The sequence below is a fragment of the Frigoribacterium sp. PvP032 genome, assembly GCF_017833035.1.
GTDB lineage: Bacteria > Actinomycetota > Actinomycetes > Actinomycetales > Microbacteriaceae > Frigoribacterium.
Map to the genome: position 1 here is coordinate 1,746,176 of NZ_JAFIBM010000001.1, position 14,201 is coordinate 1,760,376.

Genomic DNA, 14,201 nt, shown 5'->3' on the forward strand with positions numbered 1-14,201 from the left:
ACGCCGGGGACAGGCGGCGCACCACGCCGTTCGCCCCCGGCGTCTCCCGTCCGCCGACCCGAGGGGGTAGAGTGGTCCCCGTAAGAACGTGCATCGGTACTCGAGCGCGCGCTCCGCGGTCCTCACTCGTGAGGGTCGTCGCCCGTGACGGACGCCTGGTGGTCGACGAGACCGCCACGCTGCCCGGGCGAGGCGCGTGGTTGACGCCTTCGATGGACGCGTTCGAGTCGGCAGTGAAACGCAGGGCATTCCGCCGTGCGCTCCGCCTCGACTCCGAGCCCGACCCCGAGCAGCTCCGCGACCACCTGATGCGGCTGCAGACCGATGTGCACACCCCGAGTCCCACCACGACCACTGGCCACGACAGAACAGGCTGACAGGCACATGGACAACTAATGAGCGGCTCGAAATGAGACCCGTCCAGAACTGACGGCTCCCTCCTGACCGGGAAGGGGCCCGAGACAGGAGAACTGTGGCTAAACCACGCGTACACGAGATCGCCAGCGAGCTGGGGATCGACAGCAAGACAGCACTAGAGAAGCTCAAGGAGATGGGCGAGTTCGTCAAGGGACCGTCCTCCAGCGTCGAGCCCCCCGTGGCCCGCAAGCTGCGCCAGGCGTTCGCCGGCGCTGCAGCGGCTGCTCCCAAGGCAGGCACCGCACCTGCCGCGAGCCCGAAGGCGTCGCCTCCCGCCGCCTCCTCGGCCCCCAAGCCCGGCGGACCCCGTCCTGCCGCGCCCAAGCCCCCCGTCGCCGAGCAGCCCGCTGCTCCCGTCGAGGCCCCGGCCGCCGCTGACGACACGGAGGCGGCACCCGCTCCCGTGGCGCCGCTGACGGTCGCCGAGCGCCAGGCCAAGGCCGAGGCCGAGCGCGCCGCTGCCGCGGCCGCCAAGGAGTCGGGCACGGCACCCGCCGAGTCCGACGCTCCCGCCGAGGCCGGCGCCTCCGCGCCGAAGCCCGGCGGCCCCCGTCCCGGTGCCCCGCGCCCCGGCAACAACCCCTTCGCCAGCAACCAGGGCATGGGTCGCCCGAGCGCGCCCCGTCCCGGCGGCTCCGGCGCCGCGACCAGCATGCCCCGCCCCGGCGGAGCGGCAGGACCGCGCCCGATGGCTCCGCGTCCCGGTGCTCCTCGTCCGGGCGCTCCGCGTCCCGGCGTCGGCGCCAGCCCCCGCCCCAACGGCTTCGGCCAGCGCCCCGCGGGTGCCGGCGGTCGTCCCGGCGGTGCCGGCGGCGGCTTCCAGCGTCCCGGCGGCGGCGCTCCCGGCGCGGCCGGCGGCTTCCGTCCCGGCTTCGGCGCTCCTCGTCCTGCGGGCGGCGGCGGCGGTGGCCGTGGTCGTGGCCCCGGCGGCGGCACGGCCGGCGCGTTCGGTCGCGGCGGCGGCAAGAGCAAGGCACGCAAGTCGAAGCGGACCAAGAGGGCCGAGTTCGAGATGCGCTCCGCCCCGTCGCTGGGCGGCGTCAGCGTCCCCCGCGGCGACGGCAGCACGATCGTCCGTCTGCGTCGCGGCGCGTCCATCAGCGACTTCGCCGACAAGATCGACGCCAGCCCCGGCAACCTGGTGACCGTCCTCTTCCACCTGGGAGAGATGGCGACCGCCACGGAGTCGCTCGACGACGCCACGTTCCAGGTGCTCGGCGAAGAGCTCGGCTACCGCATCCTCGTCGTCTCTCCCGAGGACGAGGACAAGGAGCTCCTCGAGGGCTTCGACATCGACCTCGAACAGGAGCTCGAGGACGAGGACGAGGACGTGCTGCAGGTCCGCCCGCCCGTCGTCACGGTCATGGGCCACGTCGACCACGGAAAGACCCGTCTGCTCGACGCGATCCGCAACGCCAACGTCGTCGCCGGCGAGGCAGGCGGCATCACGCAGCACATCGGTGCCTACCAGGTCTGGGCGCCTCACGAGGGCGTCGAGCGTGCCATCACCTTCATCGACACCCCTGGCCACGAGGCGTTCACCGCCATGCGTGCCCGTGGTGCGCAGGTGACCGACATCGCGATCCTCGTGGTCGCGGCGGACGACGGCATCATGCCGCAGACCGTCGAGGCGCTGAACCACGCCCAGGCGGCCAACGTGCCGATCGTGGTCGCGGTCAACAAGATCGACAAGGAGGGTGCGAACCCGGCCAAGGTGCGTCAGCAGCTGACCGAGTACGGCCTCGTCGCCGAGGAGTACGGCGGAGACGTGATGTTCGTAGACGTGTCCGCACGCGACAACAAGAACATCGACGCGCTGCTCGAGGCGGTCCTGCTCACCGCGGACGCCGGTCTCGACCTGCGGGCGAACCCCGACAAGGACGCTCGTGGTGTCGCCATCGAGGCACGCCTCGACAAGGGCCGCGGCGCCGTCGCGACCGTGCTCATCCAGTCGGGCACCCTGCGGGTGGGCGACGCGATCGTGGCGGGAACGGCCTACGGCCGGGTCCGCGCGATGATGGACGAGAACGGCGACACCGTCGACGAGGCCTTCCCGAGCCGTCCCGTGCTCGTGCAGGGTCTCTCGAGCGTGCCCCGTGCCGGCGACACCTTCCTCGTCACCGAGGAGGACCGCACGGCTCGTCAGATCGCCGAGAAGCGCGAGGCCGTCGAGCGCAACGCGTCGCTGGCCAAGGCCCGCAAGCGCATCTCGCTCGAGGACTTCACCCGTGCTCTCGAAGAGGGCAAGGTCGAGGCGCTCAACATCATCATCAAGGGCGACGTGTCGGGTGCCGTCGAGGCGCTCGAGGAATCGCTGCTCAAGATCGAGGTGGACGACAGCGTGCAGCTGCGCATCATCCACCGCGGCGTGGGCGCCGTCACCGAGAGCGACGTCAACCTCGCCACGGTCGACAACGCTGTCATCATCGGGTTCAACGTCCGACCGGACACGAAGGCACGCGAACGTGCTGCCCGAGAGGGCGTCGACGTGCGCTTCTACTCGGTCATCTACGCCGCCCTCGAGGACATCGAGAACTCGCTCACGGGCATGCTCAAGCCCGAGTTCGAGGAGAAGCAGTCCGGTGTCGCCGAGATCCGCGAGATCTTCCGCTCGTCGAAGGTCGGCAACATCGCCGGTGTCATCGTGCGATCGGGAACGATCACGCGGAACGCCCGTGCCCGTGTCATCCGCGAAGGCGTGGTGGTCGGCGACAACCTCGCCATCGACTCGCTGCGTCGCTTCAAGGACGACGTCACCGAGGTCCGTACGGACTTCGAGGCCGGCATCGGCCTCGGCAAGTTCAACGACATCCAGATCGGCGACGAGATCGAGACCATCGAGATGGTCGAGAAGCCGCGGGGCTGACGCCCGGCGACGCATCGTCAGAGGCCCCGCCACGACTACGGTCGGGGCGGGGCCTCACCCCTCTCGCCCCCGGGCGAACAGCAGAAGGAGCAACGAATGGTCGACGCACAGCGCGCCCGCAAGATGGCCGACCGCATCCACGAGATCGTGGCGCGGCGACTGGAGCGCGGCATCAAGGACCCGCGCCTCGGGTTCGTCACCATCACCGACGTCAAGGTGACCGGCGACCTGCAGCACGCGTCCGTGTTCTACACGGTCTACGGCACCGACGAGGAGCGCGCCGACACCGGCGCCGCCCTCAAGTCCGCCACGGGCATGCTGCGGAGCGAGGTCGGCAAGAACATCACGGCACGGCTGACCCCGAGCCTCGAGTTCATCCTCGACGCCCTGCCCGAGAACGCGGCGTCCATCGACCGCCTCCTGCAGGAGGCGCGTCAGCGCGACCAGGACAGCCAGACCGTCGCTGCCACGGCCGAGTACGCAGGCGACGCCGATCCCTACGTCAAGCCGCGCGACGAGGACGACTACGACGACGACGATCTCGGTGAGGACGAGGACGACGACGCGTCGGACGAGGTCGTGCCCGTGGTCGACGAGGCCGACGTCGAGTCGGGCGCCGTCGACGACGGCATGGTGGAGCCGGACGGCTCCACGCGCTGACCCAGCTCGGCTGCCCGGGCGCCTAGCTCGGCAGCGACCAGCCCTCGTCGGCCGATCCCGTGACCAGCCCGTCACGGAGGAGGCCGGCGAGGGCTCTGTCGCGCTGCTCGGCGTCGGGCCACACGCGGGCGACCTCGTCGCTCGTGACGGGCACGTCACTGGCCCGCAGCTCGGCCATGACCAGGCCGCGCACCTGACGGTCCGAGCCGGCGAAGGCGGCCTGACGACGCAGGGGAGGCCCCGCGTGCTCGGGGCGCCCGGCCAGCACCCACGCGCACTGCGCGACCAGCGGGCACTCGTCGCAGCGTGGCGACCGCGCCGTGCAGACGAGCGCGCCGAGCTCCATCACCGCGGCGCTGGCCACCCTGGCGTCGTCGACGTCGGCCGGGAGCTGCGACTCCATCGCCGGCAGGTCGCGGCGCGCCTTCGGCGCCCAGGGCTCGGCCAGGCCCTCGACCGCTCGAGCGAGCACCCGGCGCACGTTCGTGTCGACGACCGGGTGCCGGTGCCCGTAGGCGAAGACCGCGACCGCCCGTGCCGTGTAGTCGCCGACACCCGGCAGGGCCAGCAGCTCCGGGACGGTCTCGGGCACGACGCCGCCGTGCCGCTCGGTGATGACGACGGAGGCGGCGTGCAGGGCGAGCGCCCGGCGTGGGTACCCGAGGCGGTCCCACGCGCGCACCGCCTCCGAGGCCGGCGACGCGGCGAGGTCGGAGGGCGTCGGCCAGCGCTCGAGCCACTGCTCGAGCCGTGGCACGACGCGCACGACCGGCGTCTGCTGCAGCATCACCTCGCTGACGAGGGTGCCCCAGGCGGTGAAGCCGGGGCGGCGCCACGGCAGGTCTCGCCCGTGCTCGCGGAACCACGACGAGACGGCGGGGGCGATGGTCACCGGACCATCCTACGGGCGCTCGGACCGCTGTCGGCGGCCCGGCCTAGGGTGACCGCATGACCACTCGTTGGGCCCCCGCCAAGAAAGACACGCTGCGCGCTCTCGCGACCGAGATCCTGCACAACTACTCGAGGGGCCGGGCGTTCGTCGCCGTCGACGGCCCGTCCGGCGCCGGGCAGTCGGCCTTCGCCGACGACCTCGCGGCTGCCCTCGTCGAGGCCGGCCACGCGGCCTTCCGCGCCTCGGTCTCCGACTTCGGCAGGCCCCGCGGCGAAGGAGGCGCGGGGGCGGACGGCGAGCCTGCCCCGGTCGACGGGGCCGTCCTGCGCCGCGTCCTCGTCGAGCCGTTCAGGCTCGGCGGCAGCACCGCGTGGGTGCCGGCCGCGTTCGACGCCGCCTCGCAGCGCGAGGTCGAGCCGCGGTGGGTCACCGGCCCCGACGACGCCCTGCTCGTGGTCGACGGCGAGGCGCTCGGCCGCCCCGAGCTCGTCGGCCTCTGGAACTACACGGTCTGGGTCACGCCGGGCGGCGGTCGCGGCGGCCTGCGCGCGGTCGCGACGGCGGTCGTCGACGTCTCCGACCCCGAGCACCCGCGTCGGGTCTTCGACGACGCGTGCTGAGCGTCCGTCCCGGCACGGTGCGGTAGCGTCGTCTCGTGAACAGCGGCATCCTCCTCGTCGACAAGCCGCAGGGCATCACCAGCCACGACGTCGTCGCACGTGTCCGCAAGGCGGCGGGCACCCGCAAGGTCGGCCACGCCGGCACCCTCGACCCGCTCGCGACGGGGCTCCTCGTGCTGGGGCTCAACTCCTCGACCCGGCTGCTGACGTTCCTGGTGGGGCTGGACAAGACGTACGAGGCGACCATCCGGCTGGGCGTCTCGACCACCTCCGACGACTCCGAGGGCGAGGTCACGGCCACCGCCGACGCGTCGGGCGTGGCCGATGCCGCGGTCGACTCGGGCATCGCCGACCTGACCGGGCCGATCAGCCAGGTGCCGACCACGGTCAGCGCCATCAAGGTCGGCGGTCGTCGTGCCTACGACCTCGCGCGCGAGGGCGTCGAAGTCGAGCTCAAGGCCCGCGACGTCGTCGTCTCCGAGTTCGTCGTCCTCGATCGACGTGAGGCCGTCAGCGACGACGGCGTCGCCGTCCGCGACCTCGACGTGCGGGTCAGCTGCTCGTCGGGCACCTACGTCCGGGCGCTCGCCCGCGACCTCGGCGCGGCACTGGGCGTCGGCGGCCACCTCACGGCGCTGCGGCGCACGCGGGTCGGCTCGTTCGACGTGGCCGACGCCGCGGTGCTCGAGGGCATCGAGGTCGAGCCGGCCCTCCTGGCGCCCGCAGCCGTCGCCTCCTCGTTGTTCCCCGTCTGGTCGATGACGTCCGACGAGGCGACCGACCTCGGCCACGGCAAGCGACCCGCGGTCGGCCTGGCCGACACCGAGGGCCCCGTGGCGGCCGTGACCGCATCGGGCGACCTCGCCGGGCTGGTCTCCGTGCGTGGCGGCCGTGCGGTGCCGATCGTCAACTTCCCGACCGACGAGGTGCGCGCGTGATCGAGTGGTTCACCTGGGCCCAGGTGATCGTGGCCTGCGTGGCGGGCCTCGTCTGCCTGGTGGCCGGCTTCTCGGGCAAGCTGCCGAACGACATCACGGTCGGCGCCACGGCGCTCGTGCTGCTGCTGCTGCTGGTGCAGCTGGTGGTCGCCATCATCGCCCCGTTCGCGGGCAACCCGCCGACGGGCAACGTCGTCGAGTTCTACATCTACCTCGTCTCGGCGATCCTGCTGCCGCCGCTCGCCGTCGTCTGGGCTCTCGTCGACCGCACCCGGTGGAGCAACCTCGTGCTCGCGGCGGCCGTCTTCGCGGTCGCGGTCATGGTCTACCGCATGCTGCAGATCTGGACGGTCCAGGTCGCGTGACGAGCGCCTCCTCGGCCCTGGCGCCGGTGCACAGCCACGCGCCATATCCTTGTCGGTGATGGTCACTCAGAAGTCTTCTCGTGCGGTCGGCGTCGGCCGGGTCCTCATCGCGGTCTACGCGGTGCTCGCCCTGGCGGCGACCGGCCGATCCGTGTTCCAGATCCTCGAGCAGTTCGACGAGGCGCCGCTCGCGTACACGCTGAGCGCCCTCGCGGCCGTGGTCTACATCGTCGCCACGGTGTCGCTGATCCGTCGCGGCCGCACCTCGTACGCCGTCGCCTGGGCGACCATCTCGTTCGAGCTCGCCGGCGTGCTGATCGTCGGGCTGGTCACCGTGCTCGATCCCGAGCTGTTCCCCGACGACACCGTCTGGTCGTGGTTCGGCCGTGGCTACGGCTTCGTCCCGCTCGTGCTGCCCGTCCTGGGCATCCTGTGGCTGCTCCGTTCCCGGCCCGCCGTCGCCGCGGAGGCGCACGCCGCCGACCGGACGGAGTAGCTCCCGTGCAGTTCTGGGACGCCCTCGCCGACGTGCCCGCCGACGTCGGCCCGACCGCGGTGACCATCGGCAAGTTCGACGGCGTGCACGTCGGGCACCGCGCCGTCATCGACCTGCTCGAGGAGGTCGCGGCCGAGCGCGGCCTGACCTCCGCCGTCGTCACCTTCGACCGACACCCCCTCGCCGTTCTGCGGCCCGGCTCGGTGCCGCGCTCGCTCGTGAGCAACCGACAGAAGCGCGAGCTGCTGGAGGCGGCCGGGGTCGCGGCGACCCTCATGCTCACCTTCGACGACGAGCTGCGCAACCTCGCGCCCGCCGAGTTCGTCGACCGCATCCTCGTCGGCGCGCTGCACGCCCGTGTCGTGTTCGTCGGCGACGACTTCCGCTTCGGGGTCAGGGGCAGCGGCACGGTCGACACGCTGCGCGCGCTCGGTGCCGAGCGCGGGCTCGAGGTCGTGTCGATCGACGACGTCCGTCTCGGGGGCGGGCGCCGCGCCTCCTCGACCTGGATCCGGGAGCTTCTCGAGGCCGGCGACGTCCGACGGGCCGGAGAGCTGCTCGGCCGGGAGCCGGCCGTCCGCGGCGTCGTCGTGCACGGCGAGCAGCGCGGTCGCGAGCTCGGCTTCCCGACGGCCAACCTCGCGCCCGACAGCGAGGGGTACGTCCCGGCCGACGGCGTCTACGCGGCCTGGGTGACGGTCGGCGGCACGACCTACCCCGCCGCCGTGTCCGTGGGGCACAACCCGACCTTCGAGGGCGTGCCCGAGAAGCAGGTGGAGGCGCACCTGCTCGACGTGTCGATCGACCTCTACGGCCAGGAGCTGACGGTGATGTTCGTCGACTGGGTCCGCGGCAACGTCGCCTTCGAGGGGATCGACGCGCTGATCGAGCACATCCGGGCCGACGTCGTCCGCACGCGCGAGGTCCTCGGCCTGTCGTGAGACCGGCGGCGTACCGTCGTGCTCATGCCTCCTGAGAACGACCCGACGACGACCACGCCGCCCGAGACGTCGGCGGAGACCGACGTCACGCGCGACACCGACCCGGCCGTGACCCGCCGGCGCATCCTCGTCACCGGGGCCACCGGCTACATCGGCGGCCGCCTCACCCCGCGCCTCGTCGAGGCGGGAGCAGACGTCCGCGTGCTCGTGCGGTCGCCCGAGAAGCTCGTCGAGGTGCCGTGGGCCGGCGACGTCGAGGTCGTGCAGGGCGACCTGACCGATCCCGAGTCCGTTCGTCTCGCCCTCGACGGCGTCGAGGTGGCCTACTACCTCGCCCACGCCATGGGCAGCAAGGGCGACTTCGAGCGGGCCGAGGCAGAGGCCGCGCACGTCTTCGCCGACGCCGCCCGCGACGCGGGGGTGAGCCGCATCGTCTACCTCGGGGGGCTGCACCCCGACGGAGAACTGTCGAAGCACCTCCGGAGCCGTCGCGACGTCGGCGACGTGCTGCTGGCGAGCGGCGTGCCCACCGTGGCGCTGCAGGCCGGGGTCGTCATCGGGTCCGGCTCGGCGTCGTTCGAGATGATCCGCCACCTCACCGACGTGCTGCCGTACATGCCCGCGCCGAAGTGGGTCCGCAACCACATCCAGCCGATCGCCGTGCGCGACGTGCTGCACTACCTGATCGGCTCGGCCGACGTGCCCGCCGACGTGAACCGCACCTTCGACATCGGCGGCCCTGACGTGCTCCGCTACGGCCAGATGATGAACGGCTACGCGCTGGAGGCGGGCCTCGCGCAGCGCCCGATCGCCTCCCTGCCCGTCTTCACGCCCTGGCTCGCGTCGCAGTGGGTGAACCTGGTCACGCCGATCCCGCGCGCCCTCGCGATCCCGATCATCGCCTCCCTGCAGTACGACTGCGTGGTGAGCGAGAACGACATCGACGACGTCGTCCCGCCGCCCGCCGAGGGGCTGCTGCGCTACCGGGCGGCCGTCCGGCTGGCCCTGCAGCGCGAGAAGGACGGGGAGGTCGAGACCAGCTGGCAGGACTCGTCCGTCGCCGGTGCGCCGAGCGACCTGTTGCCGAGCGACCCCGACTGGTCGGGGCACACCGTCTACACCGACGACCGCGAGACGGACTCGAGCGCGTCGCCGGAGGCGCTCTGGCGTGTCGTCGAGGGCATCGGCGGCGAGAACGGCTGGTACTCGTTCCCGCTCGCCTGGGCCGCGCGCGGCTGGATGGACCGGCTCGTCGGGGGAGTGGGACTCCGCCGCGGACGCCGCAGCGCGACGTCCCTCAGGGTGGGCGACGCGCTCGACTGGTGGCGCGTCGAGACCCTGGAGCGCGGCAGGCTGCTGCGGCTGCGCGCCGAGATGAAGGCCCCGGGTGGCGCATGGCTCGAGATGCGCGTCACCCCGCGTGAGGGCGGCGGCTCGCACTACCGCCAGCGCGCCGTGTTCTTCCCGCACGGGCTCGGCGGCCGGCTGTACTGGTTCGCGATCCTCCCGTTCCACGGCGTGATCTTCAGCGGCATGCTGCGCAGGATCACGGCGACGGCGGCGCGGGACGCGTCGGGCGCTGGTGCTGGTGCTGGTGCTGGTGCTGGTGCTGGTGCTGGTGCTGGTGCTGGTGCTGCCGGTCCCGACGCTGGTTCTGCCGGTGCCGGTGCCGGTGAACTCGCCTCGACCGGCGCTTCTGGGTCGTGACCCTCGGGGCCGTCCTGGCCGTCCTGGCCGTGACGCCGACGCCGCTCTACCCGGTGGAGGCGGGCGCAGGTTCGCCCGTGCCGCTGTGGCTCGGCGTCGCGTTCGGCGTGCTCGTCGTCGTGGTGTCGTTCGTCGTGCTGCTGCCGAGCGTGCGGCACGCGCTCGACCGCGTGGCCGCGAAGCGCCCCCGCCGCTTCCGCCGCTGACCCGCCGCTCGTGCCGCTGACCCGCCTTTCGTGCCGCCGACCCGCTGCGCCTCCTGCACCACCGCCTCCTGCGCCCTCTGAGTTCGTGCGAGGCGGCTCCCTGTGGGAGTCGGCGGGTTCCCGTACCCCTCGGCGGGTTCCCGAGTCCCGCGGCGGGTGGGCGCTGACCCGCCGGGGGCGACGCGAACCCGCCGTACGGTGAACGTGCCCGCTACGGGAGGCGCGAACCCGCCGCACCCGCCCGGGACCACCTGAGCAGGCTCAGTCCATGTCGGCGGGTTCCTGCATCCCTGGGCGGGTGGGCGCTGACCCGCCGGGGGCGACGGGAACCCGCCGCAGCCTGCACCTGCCCGCCGGGGGAGGCGGGAACCCGCCGCAGGCCGCACCTGCCCGCCGGGGGCGACGGGAACCCGCCGCAGGCCGCACCTGCCCGCCGGGGGCGACGGGAACCCGCCGCAGGCCGCACCTGCCCGCCGCGGGCGACGGGTGAACGCGGGCCGCCCGGGTCGTGCGCAGCCGGGCAGCGGTACGCTTCCCCGAGACGACACGCCGGGGGCCGTCCGGCCCCTCGGCACATCGACACCACCCGGAGGTACGCATGGCGCACGGCGAGAAACTGGTCTTCGTCGGAGACAGCACGACGGCAGGCGGCGACTGGTCGGCCTGGTTCCCGGACGACGACGTCGTCGCGCTGGGCCGTGACGGCGACACCACCGCGAGCCTCACGGAACGCCTCGACGAGGTCGTCGCGGCACGACCCGACTCCGTGGTGCTCCTCATCGGCAACGAGGACTTCACCGCACGCCGCACCGTCGAGCAGGTCGTCCGCGGCGTCGAGTCGCTGATGGTCACGATGCGTCGCGAGCTCCCCGGCACCCGACTGCTGCTGCAGTCGATCCTGCCGCGCACCGCCGACCAGGCACCCCGCATCCAGGACGCCAACCGACACCTCCGTCAGTTCTCGTCGACGGTCAGGGCACAGTGGCTCGACCTGTGGCCGGCCCTGGCCGACGAGTCTGGCGAGGCCCTCCGGCCCGAGTTCAGCACCGACGGGGTGCACCTGAGCGACGAGGGCTACCGGGCCTGGGTCGCCGAGCTCGTGCCCGGCCTCGAACGACTCCGCGGCGAGCCGCCGATGAGCCGTCCGCTCACGGTGCTGCACGTTCCCTACGACATCGACTGAGGCTGCCCCGCGCGCCTGCCGGGCGTCCAGCAGGCGCCCCGTCGCTCGTCGCTAGGCTCTCCGGGGCACGAACGTGCCCGACGACGACGAGAGGCGGCCCCGTGCCCACGCCCCAGGCCCCCGATTTCCTCCGCCCGGCCCTCGCGCCCGGCCTGCTCGGCGCCGTCGTGCTCACGGTGGGGGCGTTCCTGCTCGACTCCGGCACCTTCACGGTCGTGCGCTACGTGGTCGCCATCCTCGCCCTCATCATGGCGGTCTTCGCCTGGCGCGGCCGGGCCTGGTGGGCGGTCACGCTGCTCGGTGCGATCGCGGTCCTCTGGAACCCGGTCGTCGTCGTGCCCCTCAGCGGTCAGCCCTGGGCCGCGATGCAGTTCGCGGCCGCGGTCGTGTTCATCGTCGCGGGCGTCCGCACCAAGGTGCCGAACGCCGAGGCAGGCCGAGGCGCAGGAGGCGGTCGTCCCGCCCCTGGACGCCGCCGCTGACCGCCTGACGCACGGGCTGCACGGGCCCGCTCCGCGGACCGCCAGTGCCTCTGCACGGGCCCGCTCCGCGGACCCGCTAAATTGGACTCGACGTGCACGAGCCTGCCCGAGGCGAGCACAGGGAGTTGAGCCTAGATGGTCACCGAGATCACCGGAACGACGGAGAGTCCGCTCCTGACGCCCCGTCCGCGAGCCGGTGGTCTGGACCGCGACGACGTCGTGGTCCGCAAGGGCCAGTTCACGCTCCTCAACGGCCACCTCACGCCCCAGCAGTCGATGATCGAGGATCTCCTGTTCATCCGGCGGGTGCTCGACGAGGCCGAGGTGCCCTTCCTCCTGGTGCGCGGCAACGACGTCCGACCGGTGATCGCCGTCGACACCGTCCACCGCGACGCGTTCGCGGAGGCCATGGCCGCCGCGGCCGCGACCGAGCCGTTCTACGCCAAGCCCCCCAAGGGCCAGGCGGTCCTCGTCTCCGAGGGCGGGCTGCTCGACGACGACGAGCGCATCTTCCGTCTCTACCGCCCGCGCGTCGAGCCCATCGGGCGGCTCCGCTACGGCGCCGGCACCGCGGTGCAGGTCGAGTTCTGGATCCTCACCGACGACCAGGTGCTCGTCCCCGTCGAGAACGCGTTGATGCGCACCGACCTCCCTCGTTCCGAGGCCGTCGAGGAGACCGTCGAGCGCTACGGCATGCAGTGGCCGACCCTGGCCCACATGTTCGACGACCACGCCACGGACATCACCTTCGACGTCGACATCGTCTTCTCCTGGGTCGACGGCAACTCCGTCGAGTACCAGCGTGCCCGCGCGGCGCGTGCCAACGGCCACGTGGTCGGCGAGGGCGACGACGCCCCCGCGCGGTTCCGCCAGATCGACGAGCTCAAGTACGCGCTGCGCTCGGTCTACATGTTCGCGCCGTGGGTGCGGAACATCTACATCGCGACCGACTCGCCCGTCCCCGAGTGGCTGGGCGACCACCCTCGTGTCCGCGTCGTCCGCAGCGAGGAGTTCTTCTCGGACCTCTCGTGGCTGCCGACGCACAACTCGCAGGCCGTCGAGTCGCAGCTGCACCACATCGAGGGCCTCAGCGAGCACTTCCTCTACTCGAACGACGACATGTTCTTCGGCCGTCCCGTCGCGCCGTCGATGTTCTTCTCGCCTGGTTCGGTGTCGAAGTTCATCGAGGCCGACACCCGCATCGGCCTCGGGCTGAACAACCCGGAGCGCAGCGGCTTCGAGAACGCCGCCCGGGTCAACCGTCGCCTCCTGCAGCAGCGCTTCGGACGGGTGACGACCCGTCACCTCGAGCACACGGCCGCGCCGCTCCGTCGCAGCGTCCTGTTCGAGATGGAGCACGAGTTCGCCGACGACTTCGCCGCCACGGGCGCCAGCCCGTTCCGTGCGAAGGAGAACATCTCGGTCACGAACTCGCTGTACCACTACTACACGCTGATGACCGGTCGCGCGATCGTGCAGGAGAACGCGAAGGTGAGCTACGTCGACACCACGATGGTGTCGGGCCTCGCGTCGCTGTCCGAGGTGCTCAAGAAGCGCTCGTTCGACTTCTTCTGCCTGAACGACGGCAGCTTCCCCGAGGTCAGCGACGAGGAGCGCACCGACACGGTGACCGACTTCCTCGAGCGCTACTTCCCGTTCGCCGCCCCGTGGGAACAGGCCGAGATGGACCGGGTCGCTCGCGAGGCCGCCGAGCAGGAGCGCCGCACCCTCCGTGCCGGCGGCTCGCAGGGCAGCATCGAGTCCTAGGAGGCGGTCGTCCCGTCGGCGGGACCGTCGCCGACGGCGGCGTCCCCGCGACGATCCCCGCCCCTGAGCTCGCCCGCGGCGGTGAACCGTGCGCCTGGCTCGTCCGCGAGGCCGGCGTCGATCCTGCCGCGCATCTCGTCGCTGATCGGCGGCAGGGCGTCCCGGGGGAACCACCGCGCCTCCGTGTTCTCGCCGTCGGCCGGGGCCGGCTCGCCCGAGACCCAGCGCAGGGCGAAGGTGTGGTCGAGGTAGCTCGCCTGGTCGCCGTTCGGGTAGGTGACGACCCCGGTGACCCCGACGGCCGCGAGACGGACGGGCTCGGCCGTCACGTCCGCCTCCTCGAGGACCTCGCGGGCGGCCGCGTCGGCAGGGTGCTCGCCCGGGTCGACGATCCCGGTGACCGGCGTCCAGGCACCGGTGTCCGAGCGGCGGACCATGAGGACGTCGTCGCCCTTGGTCACGACGGCGGTGACGCCGGACAGCCAGAGCGGGGCGGTGCCGACGGCCTCGCGGAGGGACAGGACGAAGTCGGGGGTGGCCATGCCGCGAGCCTACCGAGGCGCCCGGCGCCCTCCCCGGGCGACCTGCTCCTCGAGGGCGGGTCGCCTGTGCCGAGGGCGGGTCCGCCCCGACCCGCCCTCGAGGCAGGCGACCCGCCCTC

General features: G+C 72.6%; 15 protein-coding genes. 13 read left to right on the plus strand and 2 right to left on the minus strand.

Going from position 1 to position 14,201, the window contains the following annotated elements; all coding sequences use genetic code 11:
- The first annotated feature begins 71 nt into the window (after positions 1-71).
- From JOE35_RS08040 to rbfA, 3 genes are all read left to right on the plus strand, one after another.
- On the plus strand, positions 72-377 hold the full coding sequence (locus JOE35_RS08040; protein ID WP_209560656.1) for a YlxR family protein: 306 nt from the start codon (positions 72-74) through the stop codon (positions 375-377).
- A 95-nt stretch (positions 378-472) separates the two neighbouring features.
- Positions 473-3,283 (plus strand): translation initiation factor IF-2, encoded by a 2,811-nt coding sequence (gene infB / locus JOE35_RS08045; RefSeq protein WP_209560657.1) that lies wholly within the window; start codon positions 473-475, stop codon positions 3,281-3,283.
- Positions 3,284-3,379: 96 nt separating this feature from the next.
- A complete protein-coding gene (gene rbfA / locus JOE35_RS08050; protein WP_209560658.1) occupies positions 3,380-3,943 on the plus strand; it encodes a 30S ribosome-binding factor RbfA in 564 nt (187 codons plus the stop codon).
- A 22-nt stretch (positions 3,944-3,965) separates the two neighbouring features.
- Here the strand turns inward: rbfA and JOE35_RS08055 are convergent, their stop codons facing one another.
- Positions 3,966-4,835: an A/G-specific adenine glycosylase gene (locus JOE35_RS08055; protein ID WP_209560659.1), complete on the minus strand. Its 870-nt coding sequence runs from the start codon at positions 4,833-4,835 to the stop codon at positions 3,966-3,968.
- 56 nt (positions 4,836-4,891) lie between these two features.
- On the opposite strand from JOE35_RS08055, the gene JOE35_RS08060 reads away from it, so the two are divergent.
- The 10 genes from JOE35_RS08060 to JOE35_RS08105 all read left to right on the plus strand — a co-directional run bounded on the left by JOE35_RS08060 (position 4,892) and on the right by JOE35_RS08105 (position 13,540).
- Positions 4,892-5,455 (plus strand): hypothetical protein, encoded by a 564-nt coding sequence (locus tag JOE35_RS08060; protein WP_209560660.1) that lies wholly within the window; start codon positions 4,892-4,894, stop codon positions 5,453-5,455.
- A gap of 35 nt (positions 5,456-5,490) precedes the next feature.
- Entirely contained in the window at positions 5,491-6,393 is a 903-nt protein-coding gene (gene truB / locus JOE35_RS08065; protein WP_209560661.1) for a tRNA pseudouridine(55) synthase TruB, read from the plus strand.
- Positions 6,390-6,758 carry a hypothetical protein gene (locus JOE35_RS08070; protein WP_209560662.1) on the plus strand — a complete coding sequence of 123 codons (369 nt, stop codon included), beginning with the start codon at positions 6,390-6,392 and terminating at the stop codon, positions 6,756-6,758. Before truB ends, JOE35_RS08070 begins: the two co-directional genes overlap by 4 nt.
- 58 nt (positions 6,759-6,816) lie before the next feature.
- The gene (locus tag JOE35_RS08075; protein ID WP_209560663.1) at positions 6,817-7,254 is read left to right on the plus strand and encodes a hypothetical protein; all 438 of its coding nucleotides are present in this window, start codon (positions 6,817-6,819) and stop codon (positions 7,252-7,254) included.
- Positions 7,255-7,259: 5 nt separating this feature from the next.
- Positions 7,260-8,195 (plus strand): bifunctional riboflavin kinase/FAD synthetase, encoded by a 936-nt coding sequence (locus tag JOE35_RS08080; protein WP_209560664.1) that lies wholly within the window; start codon positions 7,260-7,262, stop codon positions 8,193-8,195.
- 24 nt (positions 8,196-8,219) lie between these two features.
- The gene (locus JOE35_RS08085) at positions 8,220-9,902 is read left to right on the plus strand and encodes an SDR family oxidoreductase (RefSeq protein WP_209560665.1); all 1,683 of its coding nucleotides are present in this window, start codon (positions 8,220-8,222) and stop codon (positions 9,900-9,902) included.
- Positions 9,899-10,108 carry a hypothetical protein gene (locus tag JOE35_RS08090; RefSeq protein WP_209560666.1) on the plus strand — a complete coding sequence of 70 codons (210 nt, stop codon included), beginning with the start codon at positions 9,899-9,901 and terminating at the stop codon, positions 10,106-10,108. Before JOE35_RS08085 ends, JOE35_RS08090 begins: the two co-directional genes overlap by 4 nt.
- A 598-nt stretch (positions 10,109-10,706) precedes the next feature.
- Positions 10,707-11,291 (plus strand): GDSL-type esterase/lipase family protein, encoded by a 585-nt coding sequence (locus JOE35_RS08095; protein ID WP_209560667.1) that lies wholly within the window; start codon positions 10,707-10,709, stop codon positions 11,289-11,291.
- 101 nt (positions 11,292-11,392) lie between these two features.
- Entirely contained in the window at positions 11,393-11,773 is a 381-nt protein-coding gene (locus tag JOE35_RS08100) for a DUF6804 family protein (protein WP_209560668.1), read from the plus strand.
- Positions 11,774-11,908: 135 nt separating this feature from the next.
- Positions 11,909-13,540, plus strand: a complete 1,632-nt coding sequence (locus JOE35_RS08105) for a stealth conserved region 3 domain-containing protein (protein WP_209560669.1) — start codon at positions 11,909-11,911, stop codon at positions 13,538-13,540.
- On the opposite strand, the gene JOE35_RS08110 is transcribed toward JOE35_RS08105, so the two are convergent.
- Complete coding sequence (locus tag JOE35_RS08110; protein WP_209560670.1) at positions 13,537-14,082, minus strand: NUDIX domain-containing protein; 546 nt, start codon at positions 14,080-14,082, stop codon at positions 13,537-13,539. The genes JOE35_RS08105 and JOE35_RS08110 overlap by 4 nt on opposite strands.
- Positions 14,083-14,201: the final 119 nt, after the last annotated feature.